This is a genomic window from Conchiformibius kuhniae DSM 17694 (assembly GCF_000428785.1).
GTDB lineage: Bacteria > Pseudomonadota > Gammaproteobacteria > Burkholderiales > Neisseriaceae > Conchiformibius > Conchiformibius kuhniae.
Map to the genome: position 1 here is coordinate 137,174 of NZ_AUAP01000002.1, position 17,830 is coordinate 155,003.

General features: G+C 55.7%; 17 protein-coding genes. 13 read left to right on the top strand and 4 right to left on the bottom strand.

All coding sequences use genetic code 11. The features are described 5' to 3' along the window. Nucleotides 1-92: 92 nt before the first annotated feature. Both prmA and G392_RS12980 read left to right on the top strand, forming a co-directional pair. Nucleotides 93-989 (top strand): 50S ribosomal protein L11 methyltransferase, encoded by an 897-nt coding sequence (gene prmA / locus G392_RS0102865; protein ID WP_027009003.1) that lies wholly within the window; start codon nucleotides 93-95, stop codon nucleotides 987-989. Between the two features lie 22 nt (nucleotides 990-1,011). Further along, nucleotides 1,012-1,746, top strand: coding sequence for a zinc ribbon domain-containing protein (locus tag G392_RS12980; protein ID WP_051255538.1), 735 nt, complete (start codon nucleotides 1,012-1,014; stop codon nucleotides 1,744-1,746). Nucleotides 1,747-1,899: 153 nt separating this feature from the next. Here the strand turns inward: G392_RS12980 and G392_RS0102885 are convergent, their stop codons facing one another. Then, a complete protein-coding gene (locus tag G392_RS0102885; protein ID WP_027009006.1) occupies nucleotides 1,900-3,042 on the bottom strand; it encodes an RNA-guided endonuclease InsQ/TnpB family protein in 1,143 nt (380 codons plus the stop codon). Nucleotides 3,043-3,253: 211 nt separating this feature from the next. On the opposite strand from G392_RS0102885, the gene G392_RS0102895 reads away from it, so the two are divergent. From G392_RS0102895 to ribD, 9 genes are all read left to right on the top strand, one after another. Next, nucleotides 3,254-5,089 (top strand): SurA N-terminal domain-containing protein, encoded by a 1,836-nt coding sequence (locus G392_RS0102895; RefSeq protein WP_027009007.1) that lies wholly within the window; start codon nucleotides 3,254-3,256, stop codon nucleotides 5,087-5,089. A 3-nt stretch (nucleotides 5,090-5,092) separates the two neighbouring features. Further along, a complete protein-coding gene (gene panC, locus G392_RS0102900; RefSeq protein ID WP_027009008.1) occupies nucleotides 5,093-5,947 on the top strand; it encodes a pantoate--beta-alanine ligase in 855 nt (284 codons plus the stop codon). 41 nt (nucleotides 5,948-5,988) lie between these two features. After that, a complete protein-coding gene (locus G392_RS0102905) occupies nucleotides 5,989-6,372 on the top strand; it encodes a hypothetical protein (protein ID WP_027009009.1) in 384 nt (127 codons plus the stop codon). Between the two features lie 96 nt (nucleotides 6,373-6,468). Beyond that, complete coding sequence (gene thrC / locus G392_RS0102910; RefSeq protein ID WP_027009010.1) at nucleotides 6,469-7,887, top strand: threonine synthase; 1,419 nt, start codon at nucleotides 6,469-6,471, stop codon at nucleotides 7,885-7,887. A 436-nt stretch (nucleotides 7,888-8,323) separates the two neighbouring features. Beyond that, nucleotides 8,324-10,435, top strand: coding sequence for an ATP-binding protein (locus G392_RS0102920; RefSeq protein ID WP_027009011.1), 2,112 nt, complete (start codon nucleotides 8,324-8,326; stop codon nucleotides 10,433-10,435). Nucleotides 10,436-10,454: 19 nt separating this feature from the next. After that, nucleotides 10,455-10,820 (top strand): response regulator, encoded by a 366-nt coding sequence (locus G392_RS0102925; RefSeq protein WP_027009012.1) that lies wholly within the window; start codon nucleotides 10,455-10,457, stop codon nucleotides 10,818-10,820. Nucleotides 10,821-10,822: 2 nt separating this feature from the next. Beyond that, nucleotides 10,823-11,278, top strand: a complete 456-nt coding sequence (locus G392_RS0102930; RefSeq protein ID WP_027009013.1) for a chemotaxis protein CheX — start codon at nucleotides 10,823-10,825, stop codon at nucleotides 11,276-11,278. Nucleotides 11,279-11,386: 108 nt separating this feature from the next. Continuing rightward, on the top strand, nucleotides 11,387-12,064 hold the full coding sequence (locus tag G392_RS11965; RefSeq protein ID WP_051255539.1) for a hypothetical protein: 678 nt from the start codon (nucleotides 11,387-11,389) through the stop codon (nucleotides 12,062-12,064). A 76-nt stretch (nucleotides 12,065-12,140) separates the two neighbouring features. Next, nucleotides 12,141-13,241 (top strand): bifunctional diaminohydroxyphosphoribosylaminopyrimidine deaminase/5-amino-6-(5-phosphoribosylamino)uracil reductase RibD, encoded by a 1,101-nt coding sequence (gene ribD / locus G392_RS0102940; protein WP_034334274.1) that lies wholly within the window; start codon nucleotides 12,141-12,143, stop codon nucleotides 13,239-13,241. Here the strand turns inward: ribD and G392_RS0102945 are convergent. From G392_RS0102945 to G392_RS0102955, 3 genes are all read right to left on the bottom strand, one after another. Further along, nucleotides 13,238-13,951 (bottom strand): 5'-methylthioadenosine/adenosylhomocysteine nucleosidase, encoded by a 714-nt coding sequence (locus tag G392_RS0102945; protein ID WP_027009015.1) that lies wholly within the window; start codon nucleotides 13,949-13,951, stop codon nucleotides 13,238-13,240. The genes ribD and G392_RS0102945 overlap by 4 nt on opposite strands. Next, on the bottom strand, nucleotides 13,948-14,427 hold the full coding sequence (locus tag G392_RS0102950; RefSeq protein ID WP_027009016.1) for an S-ribosylhomocysteine lyase: 480 nt from the start codon (nucleotides 14,425-14,427) through the stop codon (nucleotides 13,948-13,950). Before G392_RS0102950 ends, G392_RS0102945 begins: the two co-directional genes overlap by 4 nt. Nucleotides 14,428-14,495: 68 nt before the next feature. After that, entirely contained in the window at nucleotides 14,496-15,377 is an 882-nt protein-coding gene (locus G392_RS0102955; protein ID WP_027009017.1) for a LysR family transcriptional regulator, read from the bottom strand. A 283-nt stretch (nucleotides 15,378-15,660) separates the two neighbouring features. Here G392_RS0102955 and G392_RS0102960 point away from each other — a divergent pair, with 283 nt between their 5' ends. Then, entirely contained in the window at nucleotides 15,661-16,035 is a 375-nt protein-coding gene (locus G392_RS0102960) for a DUF485 domain-containing protein (RefSeq protein WP_051255540.1), read from the top strand. After that, a complete protein-coding gene (locus G392_RS0102965; RefSeq protein WP_027009019.1) occupies nucleotides 16,025-17,692 on the top strand; it encodes a cation acetate symporter in 1,668 nt (555 codons plus the stop codon). Before G392_RS0102960 ends, G392_RS0102965 begins: the two co-directional genes overlap by 11 nt. Nucleotides 17,693-17,830 lie beyond the last annotated feature (138 nt).

A 17,830-nucleotide genomic window follows, 5' to 3' on the forward strand; every position in this document is an offset into this window, starting at 1 on the left:
AATCTGCGCCGTCCGTTCAGAATCCGTTTTAATCTTGCGCGGAAAAATGTTAAACTGTTCAGGTTTGTAATTATGCCGTTTTTAGAGGATTTATGGGCTATCTGCAAGCGGGCATTCCCGTTGCCGAGCATTGGGCGGACGCTTTGTCGGATGCGCTGATGGCGCAGGGGGCGCTGTCGGTGGCAATTGAAGATGCGGGGGCGGGTACGGATGCCGAACAGCCGATTTTCGGCGAGCCGGGCATGGCGCGGCGCGTGTGGCGGCACTGTGTGTTGAACGCGCTGTTTGCCGAAGACGCCGATGTGGCGGCGGCGGTGGCGGCAGCCTGTGCCGAAACCGGCTGCGAAGCGGGCGGCGCCGTGCGGGTCGAGACGCTTGCCGACCAAGATTGGGTGCGGCTGACGCAATCGCAGTTTGCGCCGATTCGCATTTGCGAACGCCTGTGGATTACCCCGACTTGGCACGACGCGCCCGCCGGTGACGGTACCGTGCATTTGCGCCTCGACCCCGGCGTGGCGTTCGGTACGGGCAGCCACCCCACTACGCAATTGTGCCTGCGCTGGCTCGATGCCCGTGTGCGCGGCGGCGAAACTGTGTTGGATTACGGTTGCGGCTCGGGAATTTTGGCGATTGCCGCGCTGAAATTCGGCGCGTCTGCCGCCACTGGTGTGGACATCGACCCGCAAGCGGTGGAAGCGGCGCGCGCCAATGCCGCCCAAAACCACGTTTGTGCCGATTTTTGCGATGGCGGCAGCCTGCCCGACCACGCCCGATACGACATCGTCGTTGCCAACATCTTGGCAAACACGCTGCGCGTATTGGCGCACGTGCTGGCAGCGCGTACCCGCACCGGCGGGCGCGTGGTGCTGTCGGGCATTTTGGCGGAACAAACCGAAGAATTGAACGCACTGTATGCCCGTTGGTTCGACATGGACGAACCCGTTTACGAACAAGGCTGGGTCTGCCTGAGCGGCACCAAACGTGCCTGACGATTAGGAGCGAACACAAATTATGAGCATTATCAAAGTCAATTGTCCCAGTTGCAAATCGCCTTTGCAAATACCCGAACCGAAATTGCGCGAAACGCAAGGGCGGGTGGTCTGCCGCGAGTGCCAGCATATTTTCCGCTTGGTGAAAAAAAACAAAAACCAAACCGCCAAACAACAACGCGCCCAAACCCCGCCGCGCCCCGTATTTGAAGAAGTGGGCAGCACCGGCGGCGCGGGTGCCGAACCCGTATGGCCCACAGACGGCTGGCCCGAAGGCACGCGCGAAGCCGCCGCACCCCAGCCCAAGCGCAAAAAAGCCCCGCAACGCCCGCAATACCGCGTGCCCAAAGCACAAACCAAACCGCCGCGTGATTTTGCCGACGTCGGGCAACAGCCTTTTGCATTCAACCTGCTCGACCCGCAAAGCGCGAACATGCAGATTCCGCAAGTGTCGGTCAATCCGCCCGCAGACGGCAGCACCGCATCGCCGCCCGCCCTGCGCCCGAACAACGGCAGCGAACAGCAGCAAAACAACATCACCATCCACACCGGCAGCTTGGTGTTCACACTGGTGGGCGACGGACAAAACAGCAGCACCACCCTTGCCGCGCCCGACAACGCCGCCGCCCCGCCGCAAATGCCCGTGCAAATGCCCGTCCAATCCGCCGCCACCGAGCTGAACTGGGTGGTGGCGACCATGGTGGCATTTTTGGTGTTTATCCTGCAACTGGTGTACATCAATCTGATGTTTTTGTGACATCCTCCCCTTGCCAAAGCAAGGGGATTCCTACGGCGTTTGCGGGCAGCATCAAGCTGCTCGCAAATCACTTCGGCGGGTTCGTGCTGCTGACAACCTTACTGCATTGTTCACTTCACACGCGCTGCGGACACGTCCTGCCCTGATTTTTAACTACTGTTGCGCTGCCAAAATCGCTTGACCGCGCTTCAATACATTGATTGCGCCGACAACATCGGCATTATTTGAGTAACCGCATTGCACACATTCAAACTTTTCCTGCGTGATGCGGTTTTCCTTTGCCGTGTGGTTACAAGCAGGACAACAACGGCTGGTATTCTGCGGCGGAACGGCAAGCAAATACCCGCCGCGCCACAACAATTTATAATCCAATTGCCGCCTAAATTCATACCAAGACTGGTCTAAAATCACACGGTTTAAACCTGATTTTTGCTTCACATTTTTGCCGTGCTGTTCCGCATTGCCTTTGGCGGATTTAGCCATATTCGCCACCTGCAAATCTTCAACATACACAATCGCGTGGTTTTGGCTGATGGTGTTGGTGGTTTGATGCAGGAAGTTTTTGCGGACATTGGCAATTTTGTGGTGCAGTTTGCTGACTTTAAATTTTAATTTTTGCCAATTGTTTGAAAACTTGGTTTTGTGCTTGAACTGCTTTTGCAGTTTTGCCAATTTGCCTTTTAAGGTTTTAAATACGTTAATCGGCGCAAAAAACTGACCGTTGGAAAGCGTGGCGAATTTGGCAATGCCCATATCAATCCCGATTTCACCACCTTTAGGCTGTGGGATTTCTTGTTCAAATTCGGTTTGGACAGAAACAAACCATTTTCCGCATTTCTGCGATACGGTTACGTTTTTGACTGCACCCATAACCTGACGGCTGTTGCGGTAGCGCACCCAACCGATTTTCGGCAGCCAAATGCGTGCGTTGCCCTGCTCCAGCTTACAACCCTGCGGAAAACGGAAACGGTCTTTTTCGCCTTTCTTTTTGAATTTAGGAAAATCCGCACGTTTGGCAAAGAAGTTTTTGAACGCACTTTCCAAATCTTTTAAACTTTGCTGCAAAACTTGGCTGTGGCAGTCTTTCAGCCAAATCAGTTCCTTTTTCCATTCGGGCAGCAGTGCCGTCATTTTGGTATAGCTGAATTTAAACAATTTGTCTGCTTCGTGTTGCTCGTTCTGATGCGCCAAAGCCCGATTGAATACGAAACGGGAACAGCCGCAAAACTGTTTCATTTTGCGGATTTGTGCGCCGTTCGGCATCAGTTCGAATTTAAAGGCTTTACGGATTTGCATGATGTATTCAATACGGTAGCGAAGTAGTATTTTAACACTGATTTAGAACTGCTTCGCAGTCCGCGCCTTATATTCTCCGCCCTGAAGGACGGGGCTTTACGGGCGCAATCAGTTTGCCCGAACCGTTGCCCCTGCGGCAACGGTTTTTGCTGTTGGCGGGCGGAAAATCAGGTTAAAATACCCCGTTTTTCCCAATTTTTCGGACAAAATCATGTTTAAAGCAATGGACAAATACCGCTTGCCCGCGCAAATCCTGCTCGGCGCCATCGGTATTTCGTTTGTCGGCTTCGGGCTGTACGGCTACGAAACCACCCGCAACAACCAATACATCGTCCGTGTCGGCGACCAAGTCATCACCCGCCACGATTTGGACAACCACCTGCAAAACAGCGAACGGCAGGGCGGGCAAGCCCCTTCACGCGAACAAGGCTTCCAAACACTGCTCTCCCGCGCCTATCTGCTCGAAGGCGCCAAACTGCTGGGCTTGACCGTTTCTGACGAACAAATCAAACACATGATTGTCAATACCCCCGATTTTCATGATGCCAACAACAAATTCGACCCCGCCAAATTTCAAGAATACCTGAAACAAAACCACATCAACGAAGAAATCTTCATGGCACGCCAGCGCGAAGACCTGACCGTGCTGAACATGCTGACATTGCTGGGCAATTATCCCGTTGCCGACCCGCAGGTGCGCCAACTGATTGATTCGCAAATGGCAGAACGCACCTTACGCAGTGCGGGGCTGAATCCTGCCGCCTTTGCCACCAAAGTGAAAACCGATGAGGCTTCGTTGAAAAAGTTTTACGATGCCAACAAGAAAAACTACGTGCTGCCGCAAGCGGTGAAATTCCAATACCTTGTGTTGTCGCCCAAAGACTTGGCGGAAAAGCAGAAACTTGATGCAGACGAATTGAAGCAGGCACAGGCGCAGGCAGCAAGCCAAAACCAAGCCAAACGGCGCATCGCCCACATTCTGATTGCTGCGCCCGATGCGGCAAGCAAAGCCAAAGCCAAAGAACAGGCAGAAAAAATCGCCGCCGAAGCCAAAAAAGACCCGAAAAAATTCGGCGAATTGGCAAAACAATATTCGCAGGACGAAGGCACGGCGGACAAGGGCGGCGATTTGGGCGAATTTGCGCGTAACGGCATGGGCGAGCAGAGCAAAGCCGTTGAAGATGCGGCGTTTGCCTTGGAAAAAGGCGGGGTGAGCGGTGTGGTGGAAAGCAGCTTCGGCTACCACATCGTCCACGTTGCCGACATCGGCGAAGACGGCGGCGATGCGGCGCGGGCGGCGGCGGAAAAATCGCTGAAAGAGAAAAAAGCCCAACAAGCCTTTGCCAAATTGCGCGAAGAATTGAGCGAATTGGCGTTTGCCCACCCCAAAGAACTCAAAGCGGCTGCCGACAAGCTCGGCTTGACCGTGCAGGTGCAGGAACAATGGCTGACCCGCGCCAATGCCAACGAATTAAACATCGCCCCGCAAGTGGCGGACGCGCTGTTTTCCGCCGATGTGTTTGAGAAAAAACTCAATTCCGAAGTGGTGAATGTAAACGGCGATGCGTGGGTGGTGCGCGTGTCGGAAACCCGTGCCGAAACCGCGCAAAGCTTTGACAAGGTAAAAGAGCAGGTTAAAGAAGATTGGCTGCGTTCCGAATCGGTGCGCTTGGCAAACGAAGAAGGCAAAAAGCTGCTGGCGCAATTGCAGGCGGGCAAGTCGCCCGAAGTGGCATGGTCGCCCGTGCAAACGGTCAATCCCGCCGAATTGCGGGTGCAGTTGCCGCCGCAGGCGTATCAGGCTTTGATTCAGGCCGTTCCGCGCGGCGACAAGCCCGCTTATGTGCTGATTGAGCGCATGGGCGTGCCGGAAATTGTGCAGGTGCAGAAAATTGCGGCGGTCAATCCCGACAAGCAGATTGCGGTACTGGTGCGCGGCAGTATGGCGCAGCTTCAAACGGAAGCGCGTTTGCAGGCGTTTGTCGCGTCGTTGAGCGGCAAAATCAAAACCCAAAACGGCATCGAGCGCGTTTCTGAAAGCGAGTAAGCCATGCAAATCATTCATACCGTTGCCGAATTTCGCCGTTGGCGCGAAACGGCGGGTGCGGTGGCGTTTGTGCCGACCATGGGCAATCTGCACGCGGGGCATTTGGCGTTGGTGCGGACGGCGGCGCAACACGCGCCCGATGTGGCGGCGAGCATTTTTGTGAACCGTTTGCAATTCGGGCAGGGCGAGGATTTCGACCGTTATCCGCGCACTTTGGACGAAGACGCCGCCAAATTGCGCGATGCGGGCGTGGCGGTGCTGTTCGCGCCCGATGAAGCCGAGCTTTATCCGCGTGTGGCGCAGCATTATCAGGTCGAGCCGCCCCATCTGCAAAACGAATTGTGCGGCGCGTTCCGCCCCGGACATTTTCGCGGCGTGGCAACGGTGGTGGCAAAGCTGTTCAACATCGTGCGCCCCGATGTGGCGTGTTTCGGCAAAAAAGATTATCAGCAATTGATGATTGTGCAGGGCATGGTGCGCGATTTGGACATGGCGGTGCGGATTGTGCCGGTGGACACGGGGCGGGATACGGACGGTTTGGCATTGTCCAGCCGCAACCGCTACCTTTCCCCTGACGAACGCGCCGAAGCGCCGCGCCTGTACCGCGTATTGCGCCGCGTTGCCGATGCCCTGCGCGGCGGCGCGTGCGACTATGCCGCGTTGGAGCGGCAGGCGGCAGCCGAATTGTCGGCACACGGCTGGACGGTGGATTATGTGGAAATCCGCGAAGCAGACACGCTCAACATTGCCCGTGTCGGCATGGCGCGTCTGGTGGTGCTGGCCGCCGCCCGCTTGGGGCAAACCCGCCTGATTGACAACGTGGAAGCGTTTTCCAATGGGGCGGCGCTTGCCGTATAATGCGCCGAACCGTTTCACCACCAAACAAAGGACGCCATAACATGAACAAAATCGCATTGACGGCACTCACCGCTTTGGCACTGACCGCCTGCGCCGCACCCAACGGCAGCGCGGGTTTCGGCAACGTCGGCGGCGCGGACATCGGAGCAGCCGGCTCGGGCTTGGTCAAAATGTGGGTGCAAAACCAGTGTGTCGGCGAGCTGCAAAAGCGCAACGAATGGCGCTTGATTGCACTGGCAATGTCGGCGGAAAAACAGCAAGAATGGGAAGACCGCATTTGCGGCTGCGCTTCCGAAGAAGCGCCCAAGCAGATTTCCGCCGCCGACATCGGACAAATGCTCACGCAGGAAGGGCGCAACAAAGTGGCCGCCGAAGTAACCGTCAAAACCGTTACCGCCTGCTTCAAACGTTTGTATCAAAAATAAATCCTGATTTTTCCGCAACCATACGGCGCACCGCCTTGCCTGACTGTTCGGGCAGGGCGGGCGCACGCCTTGCCTGTTGGCGCAAAGGAACGACTTATGCACTACATCAGCACGCGCGGCAACACCGGCCGTAAAACCTTCAGCGAAGTGCTGTTGATGGGGCTGGCCCCCGATGGCGGCTTGATGATGCCCGAACACTACCCGCAAATCGGCGCGCGCGAGCTTGCCAATTGGCGCAACTTAAGCTATCACAACTTGGCATTTGAAATCATCAGCCTGTTTGCCGACGATATTCCCGCGCAAGATTTGCACGACCTGCTCAAACGCACCTACCGTGCCGAAACCTTCGGCACGCCCGACATCGCCCCCGTACGCACCCTGCAAGACGGCATCAAAATCCAAGCCGTTTCCAACGGCCCGACTTTGGCGTTCAAAGACATGGCAATGCAGTTTCTCGGCAATGCCTTTGAATACGTCCTTGCCAAAAAAAGTCAGAAAATCAACATTCTGGGCGCAACGAGCGGCGACACGGGTTCGGCTGCCGAATACGCCTTGCGCGGCAAACGCGGCATCAACGTGTTCATGCTCTCGCCCGCAGGGCGCATGAGCGCGTTCCAACGGGCACAGATGTACAGCCTGCAAGACGGCAACATCATCAATTTGGCGGTGGACGGCACGTTTGACGACTGCCAAGACATCGTCAAAGCCGTGCAAAACGATGCCGGATTCAAACAAAAATACGCTATCAGCACGGTAAACAGCATCAATTGGGGGCGGATTGTCGCCCAAGTCGTGTATTATTTCTACGGCTATTTCCGCGCCACCGCACACAACGGCGAAAGCGTCAGCTTCTGCGTGCCGAGCGGCAACTTCGGCAATGTCTGCGCCGGACACGTTGCCAAACAAATGGGCTTGCCCATCAATCGTTTGATGGTTGCCACCAATGAAAACGACGTGCTGGACCAGTTTTTCCGCACGGGCGAATACCGTCCGCGCGGCACGGCGCAAACCTTTGTTACCTCCAGCCCGTCGATGGACATTTCCAAAGCCTCCAATTTCGAACGCTTCGTGTTTGATTTGACGGGGCGCGATGCCGAAGCGGTGCGCGGTTTGTGGGCGGGGCTGGCGCAAACGGGCGGTTTTGACTTGTCGGCGCAATTGGCGCAAATTCGCGGACAATACGGCTTCGTGTCGGGCAAAAGCCTGCACCAAGACCGTTTGGACACCATTCGCGCCGTGTATGCAAGCGACGGCGAATTGCTCGACCCGCACACCGCAGACGGCGTGAAAGTGGCGCGGGATTTGCGCGAAGCGGGCGAAACGGTCGTGTGCTTGGAAACCGCGCTGGCCGCCAAGTTCGGCGAAACCATTGCCCAAGCGGTGGGGGAAAACGTGCCCGTGCCGCGTCCGGCGGCGCTGGCGGATTTGGAATCGCGCCCGCAAAACGTCCGCCACATCGGCAACGATGCCGAAGCGGTGAAGCAAATCATTGCCGAAACAGGATTTTCGGCTTAGGGTGGGTCATCAACTGACCGAAAAACCTTTGCACCGTCATTCCCGCGCAGGCGGGAATCCAAATCGAAGCACGGCAAACCTTGATAAAACATGGCTTGCCCAAAATCGGGCGGTGGATTTCTGCTTGCGCGGGAATGACGGCAGTTTTTATATTGCACTGATTTTTTGAGTATAAAAATCCAAATAATGACACGCCTTGGAGCAATGCATCGCGACACGCGCAAAACGGCATGCCCGCACATGCCGTTTTGCAGCACCGCCCCGCGCCGGGGCGCATGGAAAACATTTACAAGCACGGCGTTTCGGATTAAGATTCGCCATTGCGAAATTTGGCAGAAATTCACACGGTTTGCGCCGGATTTTCTGCATGGCGGGCTGCGCGGCAAAGGTGGCCGGTATTTATTGATTGTTGGTCGAACCGAAGGAAACTTGACTGATGGCTTCTGCAAAAACGGTACACGTGTTTCAAAAAAGCATATCCTCGCGCTATCGCGGCCTGATTTGGTCGGTGGCAGTGTTTTTGACATTGATTGCGCTGCTGATGGTCAGCTCGATTTGGCTGTCTGCCAAAATCCGCAACAACACCATGGAGCAGCTCGCGGTCGAGCAGGTAAACAGTGCCACGCAGGTCATCACCCAAAACCTGTTCAATCTCAAACTCAGCTACGGTGAAGACCCAAACAGCCCCCACATCCGCCACGCCTTGGACGTGGTCAAGCAAAGCAAAGACCACCTGAACGCCAATCTTGTCGCCCTGACCGAAGGCGGCACGGTGGAAACCCAAGAAGGCAGCAAATTCAAAATTTCCGCCCTGACCCAAGACGGCAATGCCCAACGCCTGCAACAGTTTAAAAACGACTGGGAACCCCTGTCGCGCCAAATCGACACCTACCTTGCCGAAGCCACCTCACCGTTGGCGGATTCGTCCAGCTTGGATTTGTCGGTAATGGGGGCGCAAAACATCAACGAAAAACTGCAAGCCAACGTCAATGGCGTTTTGAGCGTAATCAACGGCAAAATCACCGCCCGCACCGCATGGCTGGGCTGGATTCAAACCATCGGCGTGGTGATTGCGCTGGCGTATTTCTTGGTGTTCGTATTCTACTTCTTGAGCCGTTTGCGCGATTCGGACGTGCGCGTGGAAGCCGCCCGCAAAGAAACGGACGAAATCATGAACACCGTCAGCACGGGCTTGTTCCTGCTCGACAAAGACCTGAACATCGGTTCGCAATATTCTAAAGAGCTCGAAAGCCTGATTGGTCAAAACGAGCTGGCGGGGCGCAACCTGATGGAAGTGCTGGGCAACATGATTTCCCAAGAAGACCTGAACACCACCCACGGCTTTATCGGACAACTGTACAATCCCCGCGTGAAAGAACGCCTGATTGGCAGCCTGAACCCGCTCACCCGCCAAGCCATGAACATCACCGACCGCAACGGCAATCCGGTCGAGCGTTATTTGGACTTCAAATTCAACCGCGTCTATCAGGATAACGACATCTCGCGGATTCTGGTGAACGTGTCGGACGTTACCGATGCGGTGCTGCTGGAGCGCAAAATCGAAGAAGAGCGCGAGCAAAACGATTTGCAATTGGAAATGCTCAGCACCATTTTGCGTGCCGACCGCCAAATGATTGACGACTTCATCCGCAACACCCACAAACACAACATCAGCATCAACAACACCCTGAAAACGCCGGGCGAGCGTCAGGTGGAATTGCGCAGCAAAATCGAGCATATTTTCCGCGAAGCGCACAGCCTGAAGGGCGAAGCCTACGCGCTGAACCTGCACGGCTTTACCGTGATTGCCGAAAACATCGAAAACGAATTGAAAAAACTGCAGGCGCAAAGCAGCCTTTCGGGTGAAAACTTCTTGGGCTTGGCGGTGCATCTGGAAGAATTGATGAACCTCACCCAAACCATTGAGGATTTGGTCAGCCGCTTGGGACACGGCGAACCGATTGGCACGCCCCAAACACCTGCCGCCGGCAAAGCACGCATGACGGATTATTATGCGCGTTTGGTGTCGGATGTTGCCGAACGCAACAACAAAGTGGTGGACTTCAGCTATTCGGGCGTCGGCGAAGTGCCTGACGAAGGTTTGCGCACCACCATTCACGAAATCGCGGTGCAACTGTTGCGCAATGCGGTGGTGCACGGCATCGAAGCACCCGCCGTGCGCCAATCCAAACGCAAACTGGAAGCAGGGCATGTGCGCATGGAGCTGCGCGAAACGGAAAACAGCTATGTTTTGCGCTTGGAAGACGACGGCAACGGCATCGATTACGATGCCATCCGCAACAAAGCGGTGGAAATGGGCAAATATTCTGCCGAACGCGCCGCTTCCCTGAGTACCAAAGAATTGCTGATGCTGATGTTCAGCTCGGGCTTTTCCACTGTGGCAAAAGCCATCGGCGATGCGGGGCGCGGTGTGGGCTTGGACGTGATTAAAGACCGTGTGAACGCACTGGGCGGAAAAATCAACGTGTCTACTTCTGCGGGTGCCTATACGCGCTTTACCTTTACGTTCCCCAAAAAAGCCGTTTGAAAGCTTGGGAGTATGAGCAATGGTTAGAACCATTATGATTGTTGACGATTCCAATGTGATTCGCAACCGCATCAGCCGCAGTTCCAAAGAAGTCGAATTTGAGGTGGTGGCAACCGCCAATAACGGCATGGAGGCGGTAGAGCTGTACCGCCGTCATCATCCCGATTTGGTAACGATGGATTTGACCATGCCGAAAATGGACGGCTTGGAGTGCATCCGTCAGATTTGTGCGGCAGACGAGGAAGCCAATATCTTGGTGATTTCCGCTTTGTCGGACAAGGCAACGGGCATCAAGGCACTGGAATTTGGCGCGCGCGGCTTTATCTGCAAACCGTTTTCCGATGAGGAGCTGATACAGGCATTACTCGAAATGATGGAAGGTTGATTATGAAAGAGGAAAAATTACAGGTTTTTCTTGATGGTGTGCAAAAGTACTTCCATCAGATGATGGATCCGGAGGAGCTGATTGTCGGTACGCCGTATTTGGTGGAAAACAGCGTGCCTTCCGCCAAAGATTTTACCGGTGTGATTGCCGTTTCGGGCAAAAACAAGGGCATCGTGTATTTCACCGCACCCAAAGAGCTGTTGGAGCGTTTGCTGGTGCTGATGGGCGAAAAAGACGTCAGCGAAGCGTTTATGATTGATTTGGTGGGCGAAGTGGCGAACACCATTGCCGGCAATGCCCGCAGTGAATTTGGCGAGGAGTTTGAAATTTCCGTGCCGATTGTGCTGCGCGGTGCGCCCGATGAAATTCTGCTGCCGCGCAAAGACCGTTCGTTTGTGATTCCGATTACTTGGAAAGCGCGGAGTGCGGCGATTGTGGTGTCGCTGCGCAAGCCTTGATTGTGGCTTTTCCGTTGTGCCGCAACGGTAACGGCAGTGAAAAGCTGTGTCGTCGGCGCGGATTTGTTATAATCGGGCAATGATGTTTTTTTAAGTTGGAATTTTGCGATGAAGATAAACAAAACGGTTTGGCTGTTGGCGGGCGTGTTGGCGGTGGCGGCATGCGATAATCCGGTATCGGGCGGCGAAGGGCAGGGCGCACAAACGTCTGAAGCCGCTTCGCAGACAGTCGCATCACAAGCTGCCGCAGCAGAGCCGCAAACGGTGGAACTCAAAAGCCGCGACGGGGTTTTGACCATCAAAACCGCAGGGGCGTTTGCCGACAAGGCAGACGATGAAGCCTTGCGCCCCGAAGGCATCAAGCCCGAACAGTTGATTTTGCTGCAACACAACGAATCCGACAACATTACCGTGTATGCCGCCGATTTCGGCAAGGCGAAGCACGAAGCGGCGGATTATTTTGCCAAGCTGAAAAAAGCGTTGGAAAGCAATAAAGATTTGAAAGACTTGCGTGTGGAAACGCTCTCCGAAGCGCGTATGGATTACCGCTTCAGCCAAAACGATGCCAACGGCGATTTTGCGCTGAACGAAAGCTGTGCGGCATTGGTGGCGGGTGGTCAGGTGTACGGCGTGTGCGCTTCCAGTCCGGAAATTTCCACCGATGCTTTGGCGGCGGTGTTGAACGACATCAATGTGCGCGTGCTTGCCGAAGAGGGCGCGGAAGCGGCTTCGGCTGCCGCAGCATCTGAAGCGTCTGCTTCGGGCGCAGTTTCTGCTGCCAATTAAAACAGTTTGTCAGTCAGGACATCAAGGCAATCCGATTGGGCGGATTGCCTGATTTTTTTGTGAGGGCATGTGGGGCATGACAGTGGTATTTGATGACGAAGATAAAAAATATATGCGCCAAGCCATTGATTTGGCATGGCACGGACGTTTTTCCACATCGCCCAATCCGCGTGTGGGCTGTGTGGTGGTGCGCGGCGGGCAGGTGGTCGGGCAGGGTTTTCATGTGCGGGCGGGTGCGCCGCATGCGGAAGTGTATGCTTTGCGTCAGGCGGGCGAAGCGGCGCGGGGTGCGACTGCTTATGTCAGCTTGGAGCCGTGCGCCCACTACGGGCGTACGCCGCCGTGCGCCCAAGCCTTGATTGATGCGGGGGTGGCGCGGGTGGTGGCGGCGATGGAAGACCCCAATCCTTTGGTGGCGGGCAAAGGCTTGGCGATGTTGCGGGCGGCGGGCATCGATGCGGTGTCGGGGTGTTTGGAACAGGAAGCACGCGCACTCAATCGCGGTTTTTTGTCGCGCATCGAGCGCGGGCGTCCGTTTGTGCGTCTGAAAATCGCAGCAAGTTTGGACGGCAAAACGGCGCTGGCAGACGGGCGCAGCCAATGGATTACCGGTGCGGCGGCGCGTGCGGACGTGCAGGTTTTGCGGGCGGAAAGCTGCGCTGTTTTAACCGGCATCGGCACGGTGCTGGCAGACAATCCGCGCCTGAACGTGCGCGATTTTCCCGTGTTGCGCCAACCTTTGCGCGTGGTTTCGGACAGCCGTTTGCGCCTGCCCGCACACAGCCGTTTGCTGCAAGACGGCGTACCGACCCTGATTGCGGCAGTGGGCGGCGATGCGCGGCGTTTTGCCGATTATCCCCATGTTGCCGTTGTATTTGTTCCCGAGAAAAGCGGCAGAACCGACCTTGCCGCGCTGCTGGCGGAGTTGGCAGGACGCGGCATCGGCGAATTGATGGTGGAAGCGGGCGCGACACTCAACAGCGCGTTTTTACAGGCAGATTTGGCAGACGAAATCGTATTGTACCAATCGCCCAAGCTGCTGGGCGCGGCGGCACGCGGCGCGTTTGCCTTGCCGCAAAACCCCGCCGCACTCACAGGCGATGCCGCTTGGCACACCGTATCGGTGTCGCCGCTCGGTGCGGACATCAAATGGGTGTTGCGGCGAAATTCCTGTTAAAACAGCGATAAAAGGTGGCGCACCAACTGCGCCGAATGCGCCGCTGCCGTTTCCAAAAATGCTTCAAAACTGATTTCCGAGCCGTTGTCGGCGCTGTCGGAAATCGAGCGAATCACCACAAACGGTTTGTCGAAACGCCAGCACGTCTGCGCGATGGCGGCGGCTTCCATCTCCAATGCCGCCGCGCCCGGAAAACGGCTGCGGATGTGCCGCAACGTGTCGTTGCTGTGAATGAACTGGTCGCCGCTCACAATCAGCCCGTGATGGCAATGAATGCTTTTTTGGCGGCGGGCGGCTTCTTCGGCGGCGTAAATCAGCGCGTGTTCGCCAGCATAACGTGCGGGCAGGTGCGGCACTTGCCCGTGCGCGTAGCCGAAAGCGGTAACGTCCACATCATGATGCGCCACTTCCGTGCCGATGATGATGTCGCCGATTTTCAAGCCCGCGCCAACCGCCCCCGCGCTGCCGGTATTGATGATGCAGTCGGGCGAAAAATGCTCGCACAGCAAAGTCGTGGCGATGGACGCATTGACCTTGCCGATGCCGCTCAAACACAAAGCCACATTCTTACCGTCCAAAACCCCCTGATAAATTGTCATCTTGCCGATATTGTGGGTGTGAACCTGCCGCATCGCCTGATGCAGCAGACGGATTTCCGGCTCCATCGCGCCGATGATGCCGAAACTTTGCGGCGAAAACGGCGCGGTCATGCAAAAATCTCCGTCCATTCCGCCCGCTTGGCAAGCAGCATGCGGGCGATTTCCTGCGCCCCTTCCAAGCTGTGGCTCGCCGCCCAACCGCATTGAACCTCATTGCAGGCAGGCACTTCGGTTGCCGCCACCACATCATTCAGCGTTTTCTCAATCAAATCCAAAGCGTCCTGATATTCGGGCAGATTCAGCAGGGCGATGTAAAACCCCGTTTGGCAACCCATCGGGCTGATGTCCACCACCTTGTCCGAGTGGTTGCGCGACAATTCCGCCATCAGATGTTCCAGCGAATGCAGCGCGGGCATTTTCATGTGTTCTTGATTGGGCTGGCACACGCGCAGGTCGTATTTGTAGATTTTGTCACCGTGCTCGCCATCGGTAACGCATGCCAAGCGCACATAGGGGGCTTTGACTTTGGTGTGGTCGAGATTGAAACTTTCCACGTTCATGCGTTTGTCGCGGGTGATTTCGGTCATGATTCGCTCCTAAAATTGTGGCAGAAGTGCCGATTATACAATGACGGCAGATGTTCGGGACACGCCCGTCAAATGCCCCAGAGCCGTTCCACGCCTTCGCGCATCAGCATCAGCGCGGGGTCTTGCTCAAATTCGTCCAAGTAAATAAAGTTTAAAGGCAAAAGCTGTTCAAATTCATCGATAACGGCAATGGCGCGGTTTTGTGCCACCGCCGTTTCCGCCTTGTGTTTGGGCACCATCGCCAAGCCCGTTCCCGCCGCCACCAAGTCGATGATGGTTTGCGGATAGTCGCAGATGATTTGCTTTTTCGGGGCGAGCTTGTGGCGGTGCCAAAATTGTTGCAGGTTTTTGTGGCTGCCGGAAACGGGCGACATTTCCACCCAAGTGAAGTTGTTGAGGCTTTTGGGCAAGCCCGCCAGCAGGCGCGGCGCGTCCTGTTTGGGGCAAATCAGCGAGTAGGCGATGTTTTCCAAAAAAATGCTTTGCAGGCTGCGCTGGTTGATGCTGCCCAAGAAAAAGCCGCCGTGCAGTTTTTTGGCGAGAATGCGGGTGAGGATTTCGCCGCTCATGCCGTATTGGATGTGAAGCTGGACATTGGGGTGCTGGTGCATCACCAGCCGGGTCAGTTCGGTTACTTTGTGCGGGTCGATGGGGTGAATCAGCCCCAGTTGGGCGTTTTGCACGTAGTCTTCGGAAAGGGTGCGCACAAACATTTCCAGTTTGTGTTTGTGCTGCATCAGCGCTTCGGCTTCGGGCAGCAAAACTTCGCCGGCGCGGGTGAGGCACATGCCGTTGCTGACCCGTTTGAACAGGGGTGTGCCGACGTCGTTTTCGATGGCCTTGATTTGCGCCGACACGGCAGGTTGCGACAAAAACAGTTTTTCGGCGGCTTGGGTGAGGTTTTTGGTGTGCGCTACGGTGATAAAGGCACGCAATTGGTTGATGTCCATGAACAATCCGTGATTCGGCTGCGGCGCGGGCGGGGGCTTGGGCGGCCGCAGCAGGTTTTTGTAAAGAAATTTGGGGTGGTTTTTAACATATTTTGATGGTTTTTGGAACGGTTTTTTGATGGCGAACATCATAAAAATCAATAATGCTCGGTCGTGTAATCAGATTTTTGGATAATGGTCATTGAAAAATAAGATTGGGCAACTGTAGTCGTCTGTTTGTACATTCCCGCGCTTGCCCACTTGTGCGGCAAAATCAGAAAAACGATTCTACAGGAGGTTTTTTATGGCAGAGCAAGCCCAAAGCCCGTCTGCGGGCGAAGAAGCGCGGGTGGCGGCGCAGGTATTGGCGCACCCGAAGTTTCAAAATATGGCAAAACAGAAGGCGCTGGTCGGCTGGACGTTTTCGGCGGTGATTTTCGCCGTTTATGTCGGCTATATTTGGATTATCGGCACCGACCCGCAGTTTTTCGCCGCCAAAATGGCGGAAAACGGCGTGACCACGCTGGGCATTTACGCCGGGGTGTTTGTGATTTTGTTTTCGTTTGTGATTACGCTGGTGTATGTGGCGGTCGCCAACGGCAAATTTGAGCAAGCAACCCGACAAGTGGTTGATGAAGTGATGAAAAACGGAAATAAGGAGACACAGCATGGTCAATAAGCTGATGTTTGCCGCGCTGTCGGCATTGGCGGCGGGCGGCGCGTATGCGGACGCTTTTAGCGGCGAGGTGGAAAAGCAGCCGACCAATTGGACGGCGATTATCATGTTTTTCATTTTTGTGGGCGCAACGCTGTGGATTACCAAGTGGGCGGCTTCGCAAAACAAATCCACCAAAGATTTTTACACGGCGGGCGGGGGCATTTCCGGCTTTCAAAACGGCTTGGCGATTGCGGGTGATTTTATGTCTGCCGCTTCGTTTTTGGGCATTTCCGCGATGGTGTTTACCAGTGGCTACGACGGCTTGATTTATTCCACCGGCTTTTTGGTGGGCTGGCCGATTGTGCTGTTTTTGGTGGCGGAACGCCTGCGCAATTTGGGAAAATTCACCTTTTCGGACGTGGCAGCCTACCGTTTGAAGCAAACCCCCGTGCGCCTGTTTGCCGCCACAGGTTCGCTGCTGGTGGTGATGCTCTACCTGATTGCACAGGTGGTGGGCGCGGGCAAGCTGATTCAGCTTTTGTTTGGCATGAGCTATTTTTCGGCGGTGGTGATTGTCGGTGCGCTGATGGTGGCGTATGTGCTGTTCGGCGGCATGCTGGCAACCACTTGGGTGCAGATGATTAAAGCCGTGCTGCTGCTGGGCGGCGCGACATTTATGTCGTTCATGATTTTGAAAGACTTCGGTTTCAGCTTTGAAGCCATGTTCCAAAAAGCGGTGGAAGTCCACGACAAGGGCGAAGCGATTATGGCACCCGGAGGCTTGGTGAAAAACCCGATTGACGCACTGTCGCTGGGTTTGGCACTGATGTTCGGCACGGCGGGTTTGCCGCACATTCTGATGCGCTTTTTCACCGTACCCGATGCCCGCGAAGCGCGTAAATCGGTGGTGGTGGCAACGGGCTTTATCGGCTATTTCTACCTGCTCACCTTCATCATCGGCTTTGGTGCGATTATTTTCCTGACCAAAAACCCCGAGTTTTTTGAAACCTTGAAAGACGGCTCGACCGCGATGGTGGGCGGTACGAATATGGCGGCGGTGCATTTGTCCAAAGCGGTGGGCGGCGATTTGCTGCTGGGCTTTATTTCGGCAGTGGCGTTTGCGACCATCTTGGCGGTGGTGGCGGGCTTGACCCTGTCGGGCGCGTCTGCCGTCAGCCACGACATTTATTCGTCTGTGATTCGCAAAGGTCAGGCTTCGCAGGAAGAAGAAATGCGCGTGTCCAAAGCCGCAACTTTGGGCTTGGGCGTGTTGGCGATTGTGTTGGGCTTGGCGTTTGAAAACCAAAACGTGGCGTTTATGGTGGGCTTGGCGTTTGCCGTTGCCGCTTCCGCCAATTTCCCCGTGCTGATGCTCAGCATGTTCTGGAAAGGTTTGACCACGCGCGGCGCGGTGGCGGGCGGGTTTGCCGGACTGATTGGCGCTTTGGTGCTGATTGTGTTGGGCCCGACCGTGTGGGTGGAAGTGCTGCACAATGCCGAAGCGGTGTTCCCCTACAAAAACCCCGCGATTTTCACCATTCCTTTGGCGTTTGTCGTGTCGTGGATTGTGTCGCTGCTGGACAATTCCGAGCAGGCGAAGTTGGACAAAGCCGGCTTTGACGCGCAATATGTGCGTTCGATGACGGGTATCGGCGCGGCGGAAGCGTCCGACCACTAACCGTTTGCCCGATGGAAACGGCACGCTCCCGCACGGACGGCGTGCCGTTTTTGCGTGGCGGCGCAAGTGTTGTGTTTGTGTAAATTTGTGTCGGGCGCACTCGTGCGGGTGCGCCGTTTTCCGTATAATACGCGCTGT